This window comes from Cellulomonas sp. Leaf395 (assembly GCF_001424125.1).
In the GTDB taxonomy this organism is placed as follows: domain Bacteria; phylum Actinomycetota; class Actinomycetes; order Actinomycetales; family Cellulomonadaceae; genus Cellulomonas.
The window spans coordinates 449,211-467,797 of the sequence record NZ_LMQI01000003.1; the positions used below are offsets into that span (position 1 = coordinate 449,211).

The following is an 18,587-nucleotide window of genomic DNA, read 5'->3' on the forward strand; positions in this document are numbered from 1 at the left end:
GGCTGTGGACCTGTCCCGGTCGAGCCGCTCGGCGTGTCTTCGTCCGGTTGCTCCCGACCCGCTCGACCGTGCGCACCTCTGCGCACGGCTGCGCACGGCCGAGCGACACCGGGCGGCGCCGCGTACGGTGACCGGCGTGATCGTTCCGGATGACCTGCCGCTGTCCCGCTCCGGCGTCGACCGCGCCGCGCTGTTGCGTCTCGAGGACGGGTTCGTCGCTTCGGCGCTGGCCGACGACTCCACCCGCGTGCTGCTCGTGTGCGACGGCGCGGTGGTGACGACCGGACGGTCGCGTGTCGCGCTGCTCAGGCCGTCGCAGGTGCCGGCGCTCGCGACGGACGACGACGGCTGGCTCCTGCTCGGTCGCGGCGAGGCGGGCGAGACGTACCTGGCACGCCGGGTACCGGACCGCCGGCCGGCGCCCCGGGTCGGGGAGGCGTCCGACATCCTGGTGCACGCGGCGCCGGCCAGTGCCGGACCCGCGCCCGTGCCCGCGCTTCCCGACGGGCTGGGGTGGACACCCCTGCGCGACATCGGCGCCGACCTGACCGCGCACGAGGCGGGTCTGGCCACGACGGCCGTCGCGCTCGACGCCTGGCACGCCCGGCACCCGCGCTGCCCCCGCTGCGGCGGGAGGACGCGGGTCGCGCAGGCCGGCTGGACCCGGGTGTGCGTCGACGACGGCTCGGAGCACTACCCGCGCACCGACCCCGCGGTGATCATGGCCGTGGTCGACGACGACGACCGGATCCTGCTCGGGCACGCCGCGCACTGGGCGGCCGGCCGATGGTCGACGCTCGCGGGCTTCGTGGAGGCGGGTGAGTCGCTCGAGAACGCCGTCCGCCGCGAGGTGGCCGAGGAGAGCGGGGTGGTCGTCGGCGACGTCTCCTACCGCGGGAGCCAGCCGTGGCCGTTCCCGGCGTCCTTGATGATCGGCTTCCGGGCGCGCGCGCGGTCCACGGACGTCACCCTCGACGGCGTCGAGCTGGCCGAGGCGCGATGGTTCTCCCGCGACGAGCTGGCCGACGCGATGCGGACGGGCAACGTCATCCCGCCGGGGCGGGCGTCGATCGCGCGGGCGCTCGTGGAGGAGTGGTTCGGCGGTCCGCTCAGCTGAGCCGGTCGCGGACCTGCGCGAGCGACGGGTTCGTCGCCGCAGAGCCGTCGGGGAACACGACCGTGGGCACGGTCTGGTTGCCGCCGTTGAGGGACTCGACCAGCGACGCCGCGTCGGCGTGCTCCTCGATGTTGACCTCGGTGTAGCCGATCCCTGCCGAGTCGAGCTGTGTCTTCAGCCGGCGGCAGTAGCCGCACCACGTCGTGGAGTACATCGTGATGGTGCCGGCGTCGGGCAGGGTCTGCGTGGTCATCGGTTCCTCGTGGTCGGGTCGGTGTCGGGCGAGGTCGTCGCCCGGGGACACTAACGCCGGTGCGCCCCGGGATCATCCCCTGTCGCACGGACGGGTGACGGTCCCCGGTGTGCACAAAGGCGGCGACCGGGTGTCGGCAGGTGCTGAGAGACTGTGCCCGATGTCCGCCGAAGCCCTCCTGGACGCCCTCGACCCCGAGCAGCGTGCCGTTGCCACCACCCTCCGGGGACCCGTGCGCGTGCTCGCCGGTGCGGGGACGGGCAAGACGCGCGCGATCACCCACCGCATCGCGTACGGCATCCAGGTGGGGGCCTACCGCCCGGCCAACGTGCTGGCCGTGACGTTCACCGCCCGAGCAGCGGGGGAGATGCGCACACGCCTACGGCTGCTCGGCGCGTCCGGCGTCCAGGCGCGCACGTTCCACGCGGCCGCGCTGCGCCAGCTCGGGTTCTTCTGGCCCAAGGTCGTGGGCGGTCCGCCGCCGCGGATCCTCGAGCAGAAGGTCAAGCTCGTCGCGCACGCGGCTGCGCTGGTCGGTCTCGAGACGGATCGGGAGAGCGTGCGGGACCTGGCGTCCGAGATCGAGTGGGCCAAGGTCAGCCTGGTCACCGCGGACGACTACGCGAAGGCCGCCGCCGCGACGGACCGACCCGGCCCGGCTGGCATCGACCCGCAGTCCGTGGCACGCCTGATGGCGGCCTACGAGTCGGCCAAGGACCAGCAGGGCGTCATCGACTTCGAGGACGTGCTGCTCCTGCTCGCGGCCATGCTCGCCGAGCGGCGGGACGTCGCCGAGTCGATCCGGGAGCAGTACCAGCACTTCGTCGTCGACGAGTACCAGGACGTCAGTCCGCTCCAGCAGTACCTGCTCGACCAGTGGCTGGGCGGCCGGCAGGAGCTGTGCGTCGTCGGCGACCCGAGCCAGACCATCTACTCGTTCGCCGGCGCGTCCTCCCACCACCTCACGTCGTTCACCAGGACGTACCCGCGCGCGACCACGGTGGAGCTGGTCCGGGACTACCGCTCGACCCCGCAGGTGGTGTCCCTGGCCAACCACGTGATGCACGCGTCGCGCAAGGCCGGCGGACCGGCCCCGCTGGAGCTGCGCGCGCAACGGCCGGACGGACCGGACGTCTCCTACGTGACCTTTCCCGACGACGACGCCGAGGCCGCCGGCGTCACCGACGCGATCGCGACCCTGGTCCGCGGGGGCGTGGCGGCAGCCGACATCGCGGTGCTCTTCCGCACCAACGTGCAGTCCGAGGCGTTCGAGGCGGCACTGGCCGACCGGGGGATCGCGTACCAGGTGCGCGGGAACGCGCGCTTCTTCGCCCGCGCGGACGTGCGCAAGGCGATGGTCCTGCTGCGCGGCGGGGCTCGCGCGGCGGACCCGGGGACACCGATGCCGGAGTCCGTCCGGGACATTCTGCGCAGCGCGGGCTGGACCGACGCGCCGCCGGAGGGCAGGGGAGCGAGCCGCGAGCGCTGGGATGCGCTGCAAGCCCTCGTCTCGCTCGCCGACGCCCTCGCCGCAGCACCCGCGACGGGCGACGGGCCGCCCACCGTCTCCGACCTCGTCGCGGAGCTCGACGAGCGCGCCGCGGCGCAGCATGCGCCGACCGTCGAGGGCGTGACCCTCGCGTCGCTGCACGCCGCCAAGGGCCTCGAGTGGGACGCGGTGTTCCTCGTCGGTCTGTCCGACGGCCTCCTGCCGACCGTCCAGGCCCAGACGGATGCGGCCGTGGCTGAGGAACGGCGCCTGCTCTACGTCGGGATCACACGTGCCCGCGAGCACCTGCAGCTGTCGTACTCCCGAGCGCGCCACCCCCGGGCGCGCGCGAGCCGCGGGGTGTCCCGGTTCCTCACGGACCTGTGGCCCGACGAGCGCCGCCGGCCGGGTGTCCCGCGACGCGATCTCGACGCCCGTCAGCAGGCGGTGGTCGACGGCCTGACCGCGTGGCGGGACGCGCACGCGCGCGAGCTGCGTCGCCAACCCGCGTCCATCCTGACCAGCGCGACGATCCGCGCCATCGCGGAGCGGTGCCCGAGCACCCTCGAGGAGCTGGGCCGGATCCGCGGCGTGGGTCCGATGACGCTCGCGGACGTCGGCGAGGACGTGCTGGCAATGGTCCGAGCCACGGTTCGCGAGCCTGCTCATTGAGCCCCACGGGCCTTGGCAGAAATTCGTCGAGGATTCTTCGTTAATTCGGTTGTCCGCCTCGCGAGCCCGGTCCTAGTCTGTTCGACGTCCTTGTTGAGGGATCGCGCCGGAAGGCGAAGGTCCGACCGGAGGGGGGTGGGTGCATTGACGAAGAACACGATGATCGAGACGCCGAGCGCGTACGCGTTCCTGCCGCGATCTGTCGCGCCCATCACGTTCCGGTTCCAGGGGATCGCTCTGCCCATCGGCGGCGGTGCCTGGAAGGCCACCGGCGGGTCGAAGCGTCGCATCGCGACAGATCCCCGCACGCACCTGACCCGGACTCCCATGATCTGACCTCACATCGAGGCACAGGCCGCGGAGTCCGAACTCGGACCCGCGGCCTTTCTGTTCTCCCGATGAGTCGGGTGAACGGGTTGGCAGTCGGTCCGGCACCGACGCAACACGCTCACCGCAAGGACATCAGGAGGCCATCGTGCGGCTCACGACGCTGCTCGACACGGTGAACCAGGGCGGATCCGGCCAGTGGCCCGTCACCGACAGCACTTCGACGACCCACGACCACCAGACGTTCGACCAGCTTGTCGCCGACTTCATCCCGTGCCGGTCCAACGACCCCGAGCTCTGGTTCGCCGAGCGGACCGCCGAGGTCGAGCAGGCCAAGGCCCTGTGCCGTGAGTGCCCGCTGATGGAGGGGTGCCTGGCCGGCGCCATCGAACGCGCCGAGCCGTGGGGCGTGTGGGGTGGCGAGGTGTTCGTCGGCGGTGTGGTGGTCGCGACCAAGCGTGGTCGTGGTCGCCCCCGGAAGAACGCAGCTCCGGCCTGACAGGCGTGACCCGACGGCCGGGACTCATCCCTGCGCGCTGACCAGCGACGCCGGGAGGGCGGTGCACCCGCACTCGGGGTGCACCGCCCACGTGCGTCTGCGGGGCACGGCATCCGGCAGGGCCACCTCGAACGTGGCTCCCGGTGCGAGACCGGTGGCGCGGTCCAGGTGCGAGAGCACCGCCGCGGTGCCGAGGCCGGCGCAGACCGCGGCGACCGGACCGGCCTCGTCCGCAACCCCGCCGGCGTGCAGCTGCGCGACGATCGTGGGCCACGACGCATCCACGTCCGCGCGGTGCAGATCGAGGCAGCGCAGGCACGGCCCTGCGCCGGGCACGACGAACGGTCCGACGACCGTGTCCGCCTCGCGGACGACGACGCCGAGGTGGGCGATGCCACCGGCGACGAGGCCCGGTCCTCGTCCCGGGTCCGCCACATCGTCCTCGACGAGAACCACGACGTCCGGTGTCCGGTCCGTCGCGGTGGACACGTGCGGTGCGACATCCCTCAGCAGCCGAGCCGCCACGTGCTCGCGCACCGACCCCACGTCGGCCCACCGGTACCCGCACACGCCGACGTCCGTCGAGCGGACAGCCCGTCCGTCGTCCACGAGCAGGGTGCCGACCCCCGCTGCCGCGAGCCCGACGGCGATGCCGAGCCCCGTCGGTCCGAGCCCGAGGACCGCGACCACCCGGTCCGCGCGCGCACGGACGACTCCGGCGCCGTCCCCGTCGGCACCCAGGAGGGACCACACTGCGGCATCGACGGCCGCGGGCCCGCGCAGGACCGCGCGGGCCGGCCCGTCGGACGTGAGGCGCGCCCCGACCAGCGCATCGACGAGCGCGCGGACCCTGTCCGGGTCGACGTCCCGGCCCGCAGCCAGCTGTGCGACCTCGGTCAGGTCGGTGCGCGGGTCTAGGGACTGGAGCAGGTCCGCCTCGGCGGGGGTGAGGTCGGGGAGGCGGACGGCCCAGCGCGGGTCGGTGCCCACCTGGACCTCCGTGGCGGTGCGGCGCAGCACCCGCAGCCCGGCACGCAGTCGCATGGAGCTCCCTTCAGGACGAGGGCGTCACTGTGGCAGCGCGGGCTGGTGCCTCGTGGCCGTCATCCACAGCCCCGGGCATGCCGAAGGGCACCGTCCGGACGGACGATGCCCTCGGGCGACGCGGTAGAGCTCAGGCCTTGCCGAGGATGCGGTTGAGCTTCGTGCCGCAGACCGGACAGACGGCCTTGGCCATTCTCCGACCAGATTCGGAGACGACGACGTCACCCTCTGCCTGACGCTTCTCCTTGCACTTCACGCAGTAGAACTCGCCTGCATATGTCTCAGCCATGGTGCCTCCCTCGGTGTCCTGCACCGGACCGGGAAACCGCCGGCCGGCGGCCGGGCGTGGTGGTGCTGCCACGCCCGCGCGACTGTCACAGTAGTAGCCGAGGCTCCCACAGCCCGCGGAATCGTGCAGGACTCGCCGTGCGCCGACCCGTGAACAGGGGCTCAATGGCGTTGCGCGCTAGCGTTCTTCCGTGCAGCCCACGCAGGACCTGTCGCAGGTCGAGATCCGCCGCTCACGCAAGCGCGTGCGCACGGTGACGGCCTGGCGCGAGGGCGAACGCACGATCGTGGCCATCCCCGCGCGGTTCACCCGGGCGCAGGAGCACGAGTGGGTGCGCCGCATGCTGGTCCGTCTCGCGGCGCAGGAGCGGCGTCGGCGACCGTCGGACGACGAGCTGATGTCCCGGGCCACGGAGCTGTCCGCCAAGTACCTCGGCGGGCGGGCGCGGCCGGCGACGGTGCGGTGGTCCACCAACCAGGGGCGGCGGTGGGGGTCGTGCACGCCGTCCGACAGCACCATCCGGATCTCCGACCGCGTGCGCGGCATGCCGCGCTGGGTGCTCGACTACGTGCTGCTGCACGAGCTGGCGCACCTGCTCCATGCCGGGCACGGACCGGAGTTCTGGGCGGAGCTCGACGCCTATCCGCGTACCCTGCGGGCGCGGGGGTTCCTCGAGGGGTATGCCTACGCCGCCGAGCGGGGCGCTCCGAAGCCGTCCGACGGGACGGACGACGACGAACAGACGGACGACGAGCGGACGGACGAGGTCGACGACGGGACGCCGGAACCGGACGACATCCTGGCTGACGAGGTGGACGTCGACGAGTTCGGGTCGGACGTCGGCGACGGAGAGCTCGGTCCGCTCGGTCAGCTCGAGCTGGAGCTCGACGGGCTGGGCTCCGAGCGCCAGAGCTGACGAGCGTCAGCTCACCGCGCGGGCGAGGCGCCGATCAGGCCTTCGGGTCGGTGTTCGGGTCCTCGCCCAGGATCTCCGCCAGGGCCCGGTCCACCTCGGCGGCGTCGTCGACCGCGGTCGCCCGACGTGACGCGTAGCCGGCCGGGTCGTCGAGGTCCTCGGTGCTGGGCAGCAGGTCGGGGTGGTCCCACACGGCATCGCGTGCCGTCGCCCCGTTGTCGCGGGTGATCTGCGCCCACAGCGCCGCCGCGTCGCGCAGGCGGCGCGGCCGCAGCTCGAGACCGACGAGGTTGGCGAACGTCTGCTCGGCGGGCCCCCCGGCGGCCCGGCGGCGGCGGATCATCTCGCGCAGCGCCATCGTGTGCGGCAGGTGGGGGAGCGCGGCCGTGGCCGTGACCTCGTCGACCCAGCCCTCGACGAGGGCCAGCGCCGTCTCCAGCCGCTCGAGCGCCGCCTTCTGCGCCGCCGTGGTGTGCGGTGCGAAGACGCCGCCCGACAATGCCTGCTGGAGTGCCGCGGTGTCGGTGACGTCGATCGAGCGCACGGCCTCCTCGAGCTGGTCGGCGTCGATGGTGATGCCGCGTGCGTAGGCCTCCACCGTGGCGAGCAGGTGGGCGCGCAGCCACGGCACGTGCGTGAACAGGCGGGTGGCCGCGGCCTCGCGCAGGGCGAGGAAGAGCCGGACCTCGTCCGCCGGCGCGTCGAGCCCGTCGGCGAACGCGTCGACGTTGGCGGCCACGAGCGCCGGGGTGGGTCGATCGAGGAGCGGGAGACCGATGTCGGTGGTGCCGAAGACCTCGTGCGCGAGTGTTCCGGCCGCCTGGCCCACCTGCATGCCGAAGACGGCGGACCCGAGCTGGCGCAGGAGCTGGCCGGGCTCGATCCCGCCGGGCAGCGCCAAGCCCTCCGGCGAGCCCTCGGGCAGGGCGCCGCCCAGCGCCCCGACGAGCGCGACCGAGAGCGAGGACGCCACCGGCTCGGTGAGCGTGCGCCACGTCGGCAGGGTCGCCTCGACCCACTCCGCTCGGCTCCAGGCCCGCGGGCTGCCCGTCGACGGCGGCAGGTCCGTAGCTGCGTCCAGCCAGAGCTCGGCGACGGCGAGGGCGTCGAGCACCTGGCGCGTCTGTGCCGTCGACAGGGACGGGTCTCCTCCGGCGGCTGCCTGCTGCCGGGCGAGGTCGTGCGCCATCTGCCAGTTGACCGGGTCGTCCCCGGACGCGGCCAGCAGGGCCTGGATCTGCGCGAACACCTGCTGCAGTGCCGCAGGGTCGTCGGGGAGCCCGGATGCGGCCGCCATCGCGCCGGGATCGAAGCCGCGCTCCTGCAGCTCACGGATCGCCTCGTCGGCGCCGTCGCCCAGCATCGCGCGCATCACCTGTTCCCAGGCGGGCACGCCACCATCGGCTCCCGGGACAGCGGAGTTGTCGGGGCTCACGTGGACCTCCTGCGACGATAGGGCCGGCTGCGAACCACGGTAACCGCGCAGCACAGGAACGAGGGATGGTGGGCGAGCAGATTCGCTCAGGGCGCAGCACCCGACGTGATGACGACCTGTCGACGGGGCCGGCCGACGCGGCGCGACCCGACGAGCCGGCCGACGAGGTGATCATCGTCGGCCGCGGACCCATCGCGTCCGCCGTCGCCGCCGCATGGGGCGAGAACGTGCGGACGGTCGACGAGCTCCCGGTCGACAGCCCGCAGGACGCGCTGGTCGGTGCCACGGTCGTGGTGCTCGTCGCGCACGCGGGCGATCTGGTCGGCTCGCCGGCCAAGAGCCGTCGAGAACGAGAGGCGGCCGTCGTCGCGCACACGCAACGAGTCGTGGGCGCCGCGCGAGCGGTCGGTGCCCGGCACGTGGTGGCGATCGGGTCCGCTGTCGTGCACGGCGCGTGGGCCGACCGTCCCGTCATCCACGACGTCGACCCGCTCCCGCGCGCGGACGAGGCGGCCCGCGACGGGCTGGTCGGTGACCTCCTGGCCGCCGAGGCCGTGCTCGAGCGCGCTCGGCGACGCAAGGCCCCGCTCGTCACGGTGCTGCGTCCGGCGGCGGTGGTCGGGGTCGGGATCGACACCTTCGTCACGCGGCACTTCGAGGCGCCACGCCTGCTGACGGTGCGCGGCGCGGTCCGGCAGTGGCAGTTCCTGCACGTCGAGGACCTCGCCGCCGCAGCGCAGTTCGCCGTGGCGCACCGGTTGGCCGGAGTCCTCACCGTCGGGGCGGACGACGTGCTCGAGCCGGCCGACGTCGAGGCGGCGGCCGGGATGAGGCGGGTCGAGCTGGCCGCGGCGACCGCGTTCGGCACCGCCGAGCGGCTGCACCGCGTGGGGGTGCTGCCGGCTCCTGCGTCCGAGCTCGCGTTCGTCGTCTATCCGTGGACCGTCGCGACCGACCGGCTGCGCGAGGCGGGCTGGGCCCCGCGCTGGTCGAGTGCGGCGTGCCTGGACGTGCTGCTCGAGGGCGTCCAGGGCCGCGTCGCCGTGGCCGGGCGACGCGTCGGCACCCGGGACGCGGCGGCGCTCGGCGCGGCAGGGGCGGCGGTGGCTCTCATCGGCACCGCGGCCGTGTGGCGCCAGGCGCGGGCCCGGCGGCGGCCGTGAACGGCGAGTGCCCCGAGACGGGTGCCTGGACGGCTGCCGGGACGGGGGATGATGTGGGCGTGCTCGACCAGCCCACCTCACCGTCCGACGTCGACGACGACCAGGGTGAGCCCGACCGCATCAGCCCTCGGTCGCTCACCCTCTCCGTGGGGATGATGGTCACCGCACTGCTTCTCGCGGTCCTCGTGGTGATGCCCGTGCCGTACGCCATCAGCAGCCCGGGGCCCACCCGTGACGTGCTGGGCGAGCACGACGGCACCCCGCTCATCCAGATCTCCGGCGCGGAGACGTTCGACTCGACCGGCGAGCTGCGACTGACCACCGTGTCGGGCACCGGCGGTCCCGGGTACCCGTCGAGCGTCGTGGGAGTCCTGCAGGGCTGGTTGTCGCAGTGGTCGGTGGTCCAGCCGGTCGAGCTGCTCTACCCGCCGGACCGGACGCAGGACGAGATCGACGAGTCGAACACCGCCGAGATGGTCTCCTCGCAGGAGAACGCGACTGTCGCAGCGCTCACCGAGCTGGGCTACGACGTCCCGGCGTCGCTCGTCGTCGCCGGCACGGTCGAGGGCTCCGACGCGGAGGGCAAGGTCGAGGAGGGAGACGTCATCGTCGCTCTCGACGGCACCGCGGTGCCCGACTACCAAGGCCTCATCGGGATGCTGGGCGAGGTCGAGGCCGGGGACACCGTGACGCTCACGGTGCGTCGGCACGGTGAGCCGGTCGACATCCCGATCGTGACGACAGCGAAGGACGACGGTGGCGCGCAGATCGGGGTGTTCATCGACCCGGCGTTCGACATGCCGGTGGACGTGACCGTCAGCATCGACGACATCGGAGGTCCCAGCGCGGGGACCATGTTCGCGCTCGGCATCGTCGACAAGATGACGCCGGAGGACGAGGCGAACGGCAAGGACATCGCCGGGACCGGCACGATGGACGTCACCGGCGAGGTCGGCCCCATCGGCGGCATCCGCCAGAAGCTCGCCGGCGCGACGCGCGACGGGGCGACGTGGTTCCTGGCCCCGGCCGCGAACTGCGACGAGGTCGTCGACCACGTGCCGGACGGTCTGCGCGTGGTCCGCATCGAGACCCTGCACGAGGCCCGCGAGGCGATCACGGCGATCGGTGCCGGCACGGCCGACGACCTGCCGACCTGCACGAGCTAGCGGCGAGCTACTCGAGGGTCGACCGCACCGCGGCGACGAGCCCGGGCACCAGGTCCGGTCCCTGGCCGACCTGCTCGGCGGTGTCGTTCGCGCGGCTGCGCACCGTGCACCAGGACGGGCCGTCGCGCAGCGCACCGACGACGAGCCTCACGTCCTGACGCTCGGGGTGGCCGAGCAGGTACTCCAGCGCGGCGTCGGTGTCCTGCGGCATCGACTCCTCAGCGGCGGGCGGGAGCACCACCCGTTCGACGGTGACCGCCATCCCGTCCACCGTCGACGGCCACGACAGCCCGGCGAGCAGCGTCTCGAGGTCCGGAGCGCCGGGCAGCTCCTCCTGCTCGACCGACGTGAGGTGCCACGGCTGCGACCGGGCGGACGTCAGGACGGACGGGTCGAGCTGGGCGGCGAGCCCGGGCTCGGTGCGCAGCATGTCCTGTGTCCGGACCAGCGCGAACACCCGCACCGGACCGTCCCACCCGGCCTGGGCGACGTGATGCTCGATCTCGCGGACGGAGTCGGCCAGCGCAGCGAGCGCTGCTGGTTCCAGGTTTGGTTCACTCACAGGCTCATCGTCCCATTCCTGTGGGAACCTGTGCCTCGACCGGCACGTTCTCCCGTGCGAGTGGCGTGCGCCCTGCGCTCGTCGCCGGCACGGTCGCGACGCGCCGACCTGTGCTCACCTGTTGCCGACGACGAGGACTGCCACGCCGTGACTTTCGGAAGCCCGCCGCCCCGCCCGAGCCCGGCGCGTCCGCGCCGACGCGGAGCGCTCGCCCCCACGCTCGTCGTCCTCGGGGTGCTCGTCGTCGTCGTGCTGATCCTGGCCCAGGTGTGGACCGAGGTCCTCTGGTTCCAGCAGCTCGGGTTCGGCAACGTGATCCGCACCGAGTGGGGCACCCGCGCGATCTTGTTCGTGCTCGGCTTCCTCGTGATGGGCGGCGCCGTCTACTGGAGCCTCAACTTCGGGTACCGCTCGCGTCCCGTGTACGCGCCGTCCACGCAGGAGCAGGCGAACCTCGACCAGTACCGCGAGGCCATCGAGCCCCTGCGCCGGCTGGTCATGATCGTCGGACCGGCCGTCCTCGGACTCTTCGCCGGTGCGGCGGCCTCCCAGCAGTGGCAGACGATCCAGCTGTGGATGCACGGGGGATCGGTCGGGAAGACCGACCCCCAGTACGGCATCGACCTGGGCTTCTACCTGTTCACGCTGCCCGGCCTGCGGTTCGTGGTCTCGTTCCTCATGGCGGTTGTCGTGCTGTCCGGGATCGGCGCCCTGGCCACCCAGTACCTCTACGGGGGTCTGCGGGTGGGCGGTCAGCGTGGCGGAGCCCCTCGGACCACGAAGGCCGCGCGCGTCCAGCTGTCGGTGATCGCGGCCGTGCTCATGCTGCTCATCGCCGCGAGCTACTGGCTGGACCGGTTCTCCATCCTCACCAAGACGGGCCGCAAGTTCGCCGGCGCCTCGTTCACCGACGTCCACGCCGTCATCCCGTCGAAGGCGATCCTGGCGGGCATCGCGATCTTCGTCGCGGTCATGTTCATCGTCACCGCGATCCGTGGCAACTGGCGGCTTCCCGCCATCGGCGTCGGTCTGATGGTGGTGGCGGCCGTGGCCGTGGGCGGCGTCTACCCGGCCGTGGTCCAGCGCTTCCAGGTGCAGCCCAACCAGCAGGACGCCGAGGCGGACTACATCCAGCGCAACATCGGCGCCACCCTCGACGCGTACGACCTCGAGGACGTCGAGAAGACCGACTACAACGCCGAGGTCACGGCGGAGGCGGGAGCTCTGCGCTCCGACGCCGACACCACCGCCTCCATCCGTCTCCTCGATCCGCAGATCGTCAGCCCGTCGTTCAAGCAGCTCGAGCAGATCCGCGCGTTCTACGACTTCCCCGACTCGCTGTCCGTCGACCGGTACGAGGTCGACGGCGTGAGCCGCGACACCGTGATCGCGGTGCGCGAGCTCTCGCTCGAGGGCCTGGACGCGCAGCAGCGCAACTGGACCAACGACGCCACCGTCTACACCCACGGGTTCGGCGTCGTCGCGGCGTACGGAAACACGACCGCCGGCCGCGGAGCACCCAACTTCTGGGAGGGCGGCATCCCGTCGACGGGGGAGATGGGCGAGTACGAGCCGCGCATCTACTTCAGCCCGAAGGCCCCGCTCTACTCGATCGTCGGAGCCCCCGAAGGCACCCGGGCGTGGGAGCTGGACTACCCGGCCGACGACTCGGAGGGCGCGGTCAACAGCACGTTCCCGACGCAGGACGTCTCCGCGGGCCCGTCGATCGGCAACCCGCTGACCAAGCTCCTCTACGCGCTGAAGTTCGGCTCCGAGCAGATCCTCTTCTCGGATCGCGTGACCAGCGACTCGCAGATCCTCTACGAGCGTGACCCCCGCGACCGCGTCCAGAAGGTCGCCCCGTACCTCACGCTCGACGGCCGTGCGTACCCCGCGGTGGTCGACGGTCGCGTCAAGTGGATCGTCGACGGCTACACGACGTCGGACCAGTACCCCTACTCCGAGCCGAAGTCGCTCGACGACGCCACGACGGACTCGTTGACCGAGTCCTCCGAGACCATCCAGGCGCTCCAGCCGAAGACCGCGAACTACATCCGCAACTCGGTGAAGGCCACGGTCGACGCCTACGACGGCTCGGTCACGCTGTACGCCTGGGACGCCGAGGACCCGATCCTCAAGGCGTGGGACTCGGTGTTCCCGTCGACGATCGAGCCGCTGTCCTCCATCAAGGGCAGCCTCATGAGCCACCTGCGCTACCCCGAGGACCTGTTCAAGGTGCAGCGCAGCCTGCTCGCCCGGTACCACGTGACCGATGCCGGCCAGTTCTTCTCCGGCAACGACTTCTGGGCCAACCCGAACGACCCGACCAGCAGCGTCGCCGTCCCGCAGCCGCCGTACTACCTGACGCTGCGGATGCCCGACCAGGACGAGGCCAGCTTCTCGCTGATGTCGTCGTTCATCCCGACGGGTACCAACGCCCGCAACGTGCTGACCGGGTACCTGGCGGTCGACGCAGAGGCCGGCAACGAGGACGGGAAGCCGTCCGAGGACTACGGCAAGATGCGCCTGCTCGAGCTGCCACGCGACTCGACCGTGCCCGGACCCGGTCAGGTGAACAACAACTTCGTCGCCGACCCGGACGTGTCCAACGAGCTCAACATCCTCGGCCGCGGCGACTCGCAGGTGGTCCGCGGCAACCTGCTGACCCTGCCCATGGGCGGCGGTCTGCTGTACGTGCAGCCGGTGTACGTGCAGGCCCGCTCCGGGACCACGTTCCCGCTGCTGCAACGCGTGCTCGTGGCGTTCGGTGACGACATCGGGTTCGCGGACACCCTCGACGGTGCCCTGGACCAGGTGTTCGGCGGGGACTCGGGCGCAGACGCCGGCGACGCCGGGACCGATCCCGACGCGGGCACACCTCCGACGGACGAGCCGACCGACGGGGCGACGGACGCACCGACCGCGGAACCGACCGAGGCACCCACCGAGCCCGGGACCGACACCGGCACGGACGCGACCGCCCGCGCCGACCTCGACCGCGCGCTGCAGCAGGCCAAGGAAGCCATCGCCGACAGCCAGTCCGCCCTGGCACGCAACGACTTCGCCGCCTACGGCGAGGCGCAGCAGCGGCTCGACCAGGCCGTCCAGGCTGCACTCGAGGCAGAGGCCCGGCTCGGCGAATGACCTGGTCCCGGCCGGTGGTGGTGACGTACACCACCACCGGCCGGGGTCCGGGGATTTGGTCCCCCCTGAGGGGTGAGGTAGGTTGTAACCACCGACGCGGGGTGGAGCAGCTCGGTAGCTCGCTGGGCTCATAACCCAGAGGTCGCAGGTTCAAATCCTGCCCCCGCTACACAGAAGACGAAGGCCCGGACCGGATGGTCCGGGCCTTCGTCGTGTGAGCGATCGACCGACGGCGGGGACCCATCCGCGTCCGATCACGCGTTCCCCGGTCGGCTCACCCGTCGTCGTCCGGGGGTGCCGGGGCGCCCTCGCGTTCATCGCGCTCGGCCCAGGCCAGCAGCGGCGCCAGGTCGAACACCGCGTCGTCGATGCCGGCATGCAGGTCGCCGAGCTCGGCAAAGCGGGCGGGGACCGTGTGCAGGGTGCAGTCGCGGGGGTCGACGTCGTCGATCTCGTCCCAGCGCAGCGGCGTCGACACGGTGGCTTCGGGGGTCCCGCGCACCGAGTAGGCCGAGGCGATCGTGTGGTCGCGGGCGTTCTGGTTGTAGTCGACGAACACGAGCGAGGGGTCGCGGTCGCGCCGCCACCACGCGGTGGTGACATCGTCGGGCGCCCGACGCTCCACCTCGCGCGCGAACGCGAGCGCCGCGCGTCGCACGTCGGCGAAGCCGTGGTCGGGACGGATGCGGACGTACACGTGCAGGCCGGAGCCGCCGGAGGTCTTGGGCCAGCCGACGGCGCCCAGCTCGTCCAGGACCTCGTGCGCGACGTGCGCCACGCGCCGCACCCGGTCGAAGGGGCAGTCCGGCATCGGGTCCAGGTCGATGCGCCACTCGTCGGGTCGTTCGGTGTCGGCCCGGCGACTGTTCCACGGATGGAACTCGACGGTCGACATCTGCACCGCCCAGATCACGTGGGCCAGCTCGGTGACGCACAGCTCATCGGCGGTGCGGCCGTAGCGCGGGAAGTAGAGCTCCACCGTCTCCATCCACGGCGGAGCCCCACGCGGCAACCGCTTCTGGTGCACCTTCTCTCCGGCGACGCCCGTCGGGTAGCGGTGCAGCATGCAGGGGCGCTCCCGCAGCGCACGCACGATCCCGTCACCCACGGCGAGGTAGTAGCTCGCTAGGTCGAGCTTGGTCGCCCCGCTGGCGGGGAAGTAGATGCGGTCGGGGTTGGAGAGCCGCACGGTGCGGGACCCGACCTCGAGCTCGACGGCGGGTGAGTGGTCCGGGGCCATACCTCATTCAAGCGCGCTGGGTGCCTCCGGGCCGAAGGGCGGCGTGCTGCGCCACGCGTGAGGCCGATCAAGCGTCGGCGGGACGGACCGCTCGCGCGATCCGCCCCGCCGTTCGGGGAACTCCTACGTCACGACCACTGGTCGATCAACGCGTGCGCCGTGTACCGCAGTCGTCGATCGGCCTCGTCGGAGATCCGGCTCCCGGGCGGCGGCGACTCCAGCCGGTCGACGAACCGCTCGAGCTGCTGGACGACCGCGTCGGTCAGGCCCAGGTCCGCGAGCTGCTGAGCCGTGCGCAGGTGCACGTCGAGCACCGAGAGTCCTGGTCCGGACACGTCGCCGGACGCCAGGAAGGAGTCCAGCTCCGCGCGCAGGTCGGCGAGGGTCGCCTTGGCGGCCTCGACCCGCACATCGTGCAGCATCACGGTGTTGTTGGTGGTGGTGCCGCTGCCGGCATAGTCGTAGGACGAGCTCCCGGTGTTGTTGATGCGGAACCCGAAGCCACCGGCGGCGTTGTAACGCAGGTCCCCGGTGTCATCGGTCCACGAGATGTCGACCTCGTTGGTGAGGCCCTGCGCGATCTGCAGAGGGGTCCTCGCCGACTCCGTCGAGGCCTTCACCCGGAGGGTGGCGCCGGTGACCGACACGTTGATCGTGCTCTTCGGCATGGCCGCGGCCGTCCGCACCGGTTCGGTCAGCGGGGTCTGGGTGTCGCCGTCGTACTCGTAGAGCGTCCACATCGTCGCGTTGGAGCCGCCGGCGGCGGTGCGCTCCACCCGCAGCCCGTACCCCGTGCGGGCCGCCGCGTCGTACTTGACGTAGATGTCCATGAACTGACCGTTGCCACCGAACCCCTGCCCCTCGACCTTGCTCGTCGAGTAGTCCAGGTCGAGCGACATGTCGCGGTAGCCGCTGTCCTGGCCGAAGACCATCCTGGTACCCGACGTGCGGGAGTTGTTCTGCAGGCCCCAGATCCTGTCCGTGCCGTTGGTGCCGATGCCCCATCCCCACGGCACGGCCGTCCCGGTGACGCGGTCGAAGAACCACCGACCCGTGGTGGTGGCATGGTCCTCGTCGGTGATGTGCACGTTCTTGAAGTCGGTGGACAAGGACGTCGTCGTGACGTCGGCCGCGGTGACCGCACGTGTGGTGCGCACGGTCACGGGCGAGCCGGCGGCGCTGAACTCGTACTTCGGGGTGATCACGGCGCGCAGGTAGTGCCCGACGTCGTACTTGTCGAGCGGGTAGGCCGTGAAGGGGTCGTCGACGAAGTAGCCGTCAGCGTCGTTGCGCATCGTGCCGATGTGCACGCCGTCGGTGGTGTCGGGGCCGGTCTCGCGGTACCAGTCGATGACGGAGGTGTCCTGGTACCCGAGCTGGTCCAGCGTGTAGGCGAGCGACGCCAGGTTCTCGCTGACGGTGATGGAGGTTGCGGACACGACGGGCGCGTCGACCGGGACCGGGCGGATGCGCAGCGTCGCACCGGCCGAGATCCCGCTCGGGAGGGTCGCTGTCGCGATGGTCTCGATGATCGCGCCGGTGTTGTTCGGCTTCGCGGTGAGCGTGAGGCCGCCCGTCGTGGCATCGACGGTGCCGTCCAGGAGGCCTGCGTCGTAGTCCCAGACGACGTCTCCTAGGTCGACGGAGTCGATCGGAGCCGGAGCAGGGGTCAGGACGGCCCTGTTCGTGTCGCCCGTCTGGGCGGAGTACATCGTCTTCCCCGTGGCACCGACGACGAACCGGTACGGCAGGTTCGCGTAGGGCTCCCACTGGGCGTCGTACTGCCCCTTGGGGTCCCACCCGTCGTCACCCTTGAGCAGGTTGTACACGTTGTACTCGTCGCCGACCTTGAAGGCGTCCAGGGCGCCGCCGGCCAAGGAGACCGAGGTCTGCGGCTCGGACGGGCTGATGACGAGCGGTGCACCGGCGTCACCGATCGTGTTGTTCGACACGAAGTGCCGAGCATCCTCACGCACCACGTTCTCCCACTCGACGGACTCGACCCGGCCGGTGAACCGGGTGTCGACGACGGCGAAGAGGGCGTTCGCCTGCGGTCCGATCGCGTTGGACTGCTTGGCCAGGTAGAGGTCCGTACTGGTCATCTGCGGCATGCCGACCATCGTGCTGCCGAGCAGGACGGTGATGCCGCCGTTGTTGGCACCGCTGAACGACGGGTGGTTGCCGAAGAGGTGGAAGGTGCAGTTCTCGTAGACGATGGTGTCGCCGGAGAAGATCGAGTCGTCGGTCAGCTGGAAGAAGCTGTCCAGGAAGTACGCGCGGACGGGTTGCAGGGTGTACATCATGTTGAGGTACCCGACGAACCGCATGTTCTCGAAGTACAGCCGGTCCGGCGCCCCGGTGCCGTGGGCACGCGTCAGCACCTCGGCATGGTTCTTGGAGTCGAGACGCTTCACGATGCTCTGCGACGGGTCGCGCGGGTAGACCAGATCCTCCTGCGCGTAGTTCGCGATGGTGATGTTCTCGCTGTGGAACCCGGAGGAGATGCCGAGGGTGTACCAGCTCCCGTTCGCGCCCAGGCCGGTCTCGCCGCCTTCTCCGCGGTTGCCGGCGATGATCGTGTCCGTCGCGTCCTGCGTCAGTCCGAGGAACGAGGCGTCCTCGCCCAGGATGCTGAGGCCGATGTTCGGACCCGCGATGACGCCTCCTTCCCGGTACGTGCGGTCGGTCCAGTACACGCCGGGCGCCACGTACACCGTCGTGCCCGCGGGCAGGGTGAGCACGCGCTCGTCGTCGGAGAGTGTTCCCAGGGTCTGGAGCGTGGACGCGACGTAGGGGCTCTCCAGCTCTTCTGGGGAGGCGTAGGCGTTCAGGAGGCGATGCGTCTCGTCGACCTGGACCCACTTGGCGTGCAGCGTCATGGAGTCCTGTGCGGTGCCGTTGAGGAAGTCCCACATGTGGCCGGTGGCGGCTGCGTCGGTGTACCAGCCCACGAACACCGACCCGTCTCTGGTGGGCCGCTCCGGGACCTGGAGCGTGGCGCCGGGCTGCACGTGCTGAGGGTCGACCGGTGTGCCGCCGTCGGACTCGAAGGTCACCACCACCTCACTGTCGGCGGCGGCACTGGTTTCTGTGACGGCGGAGGTGGCCGCCGGCGTGGCGGCTGCCGCCGGGGCCGCGACGCCGAACAGGGACAGGCCGACGGCCAGCGCGAGCGTGACGTGCAGGGTCGATCCGTGCCGCATCTGCGCACTCCTTTTTCGCTGTGGAACTGGTGGTGGACATGTGGCAGCACGTCGGCGCAGCGCCGACT

14 protein-coding genes, 1 tRNA gene and 1 pseudogene are annotated in these 18,587 nt (G+C 71.7%); 9 read left to right on the forward strand and 7 right to left on the reverse strand.

The window, feature by feature from the left end; translation table 11 throughout:
- Positions 1-136 precede the first annotated feature (136 nt).
- The gene (gene nudC / locus ASG23_RS09990; RefSeq protein WP_327019467.1) at positions 137-1,117 is read left to right on the forward strand and encodes an NAD(+) diphosphatase; all 981 of its coding nucleotides are present in this window, start codon (positions 137-139) and stop codon (positions 1,115-1,117) included.
- Here the strand turns inward: nudC and ASG23_RS09995 are convergent.
- Positions 1,110-1,370, reverse strand: a complete 261-nt coding sequence (locus tag ASG23_RS09995; RefSeq protein WP_056024557.1) for a mycoredoxin — start codon at positions 1,368-1,370, stop codon at positions 1,110-1,112. The genes nudC and ASG23_RS09995 overlap by 8 nt on opposite strands.
- 160 nt (positions 1,371-1,530) lie before the next feature.
- Here ASG23_RS09995 and ASG23_RS10000 point away from each other — a divergent pair, with 160 nt between their 5' ends.
- From ASG23_RS10000 to ASG23_RS10010, 3 genes are all read left to right on the forward strand, one after another.
- The gene (locus ASG23_RS10000) at positions 1,531-3,531 is read left to right on the forward strand and encodes an ATP-dependent helicase (RefSeq protein WP_056023824.1); all 2,001 of its coding nucleotides are present in this window, start codon (positions 1,531-1,533) and stop codon (positions 3,529-3,531) included.
- A 159-nt stretch (positions 3,532-3,690) separates the two neighbouring features.
- Entirely contained in the window at positions 3,691-3,867 is a 177-nt protein-coding gene (locus ASG23_RS10005) for a hypothetical protein (RefSeq protein WP_157465608.1), read from the forward strand.
- A 139-nt stretch (positions 3,868-4,006) separates the two neighbouring features.
- Complete coding sequence (locus ASG23_RS10010) at positions 4,007-4,357, forward strand: WhiB family transcriptional regulator (protein ID WP_056023830.1); 351 nt, start codon at positions 4,007-4,009, stop codon at positions 4,355-4,357.
- A gap of 24 nt (positions 4,358-4,381) precedes the next feature.
- Here the strand turns inward: ASG23_RS10010 and ASG23_RS10015 are convergent, their stop codons facing one another.
- Positions 4,382-5,401 (reverse strand): hypothetical protein, encoded by a 1,020-nt coding sequence (locus ASG23_RS10015; protein ID WP_056023833.1) that lies wholly within the window; start codon positions 5,399-5,401, stop codon positions 4,382-4,384.
- Between the two features lie 130 nt (positions 5,402-5,531).
- Positions 5,532-5,690 (reverse strand): DUF5679 domain-containing protein, encoded by a 159-nt coding sequence (locus tag ASG23_RS20290; RefSeq protein WP_146844118.1) that lies wholly within the window; start codon positions 5,688-5,690, stop codon positions 5,532-5,534.
- 190 nt (positions 5,691-5,880) lie between these two features.
- Here ASG23_RS20290 and ASG23_RS10020 point away from each other — a divergent pair.
- Positions 5,881-6,456: pseudogene (locus ASG23_RS10020) on the forward strand (SprT-like domain-containing protein); the annotation flags it as partial.
- 184 nt (positions 6,457-6,640) lie between these two features.
- Here the strand turns inward: ASG23_RS10020 and ASG23_RS10025 are convergent.
- A complete protein-coding gene (locus ASG23_RS10025; RefSeq protein ID WP_056023836.1) occupies positions 6,641-8,041 on the reverse strand; it encodes a zinc-dependent metalloprotease in 1,401 nt (466 codons plus the stop codon).
- A gap of 65 nt (positions 8,042-8,106) precedes the next feature.
- Here ASG23_RS10025 and ASG23_RS10030 point away from each other — a divergent pair, with 65 nt between their 5' ends.
- Complete coding sequence (locus tag ASG23_RS10030; protein ID WP_200941558.1) at positions 8,107-9,204, forward strand: NAD-dependent epimerase/dehydratase family protein; 1,098 nt, start codon at positions 8,107-8,109, stop codon at positions 9,202-9,204.
- A 59-nt stretch (positions 9,205-9,263) separates the two neighbouring features.
- On the forward strand, positions 9,264-10,370 hold the full coding sequence (locus ASG23_RS10035) for a YlbL family protein (RefSeq protein ID WP_056024563.1): 1,107 nt from the start codon (positions 9,264-9,266) through the stop codon (positions 10,368-10,370).
- 7 nt (positions 10,371-10,377) lie between these two features.
- Here the strand turns inward: ASG23_RS10035 and ASG23_RS10040 are convergent, their stop codons facing one another.
- Complete coding sequence (locus ASG23_RS10040) at positions 10,378-10,932, reverse strand: PPA1309 family protein (RefSeq protein WP_056023839.1); 555 nt, start codon at positions 10,930-10,932, stop codon at positions 10,378-10,380.
- Between the two features lie 147 nt (positions 10,933-11,079).
- Between ASG23_RS10040 and ASG23_RS10045 the strand changes: the two genes are divergently transcribed.
- Positions 11,080-14,076 (forward strand): UPF0182 family membrane protein, encoded by a 2,997-nt coding sequence (locus ASG23_RS10045; RefSeq protein ID WP_056024566.1) that lies wholly within the window; start codon positions 11,080-11,082, stop codon positions 14,074-14,076.
- Positions 14,077-14,171: 95 nt separating this feature from the next.
- Positions 14,172-14,245, forward strand: a tRNA-Met gene (locus ASG23_RS10050).
- A 105-nt stretch (positions 14,246-14,350) separates the two neighbouring features.
- On the opposite strand, the gene ligD is transcribed toward ASG23_RS10050, so the two are convergent.
- Entirely contained in the window at positions 14,351-15,316 is a 966-nt protein-coding gene (ligD, locus tag ASG23_RS10055; protein ID WP_056023842.1) for a non-homologous end-joining DNA ligase, read from the reverse strand.
- Positions 15,317-15,444: 128 nt separating this feature from the next.
- Positions 15,445-18,519: an FIMAH domain-containing protein gene (locus ASG23_RS10060; protein ID WP_056023844.1), complete on the reverse strand. Its 3,075-nt coding sequence runs from the start codon at positions 18,517-18,519 to the stop codon at positions 15,445-15,447.
- Positions 18,520-18,587: the final 68 nt, after the last annotated feature.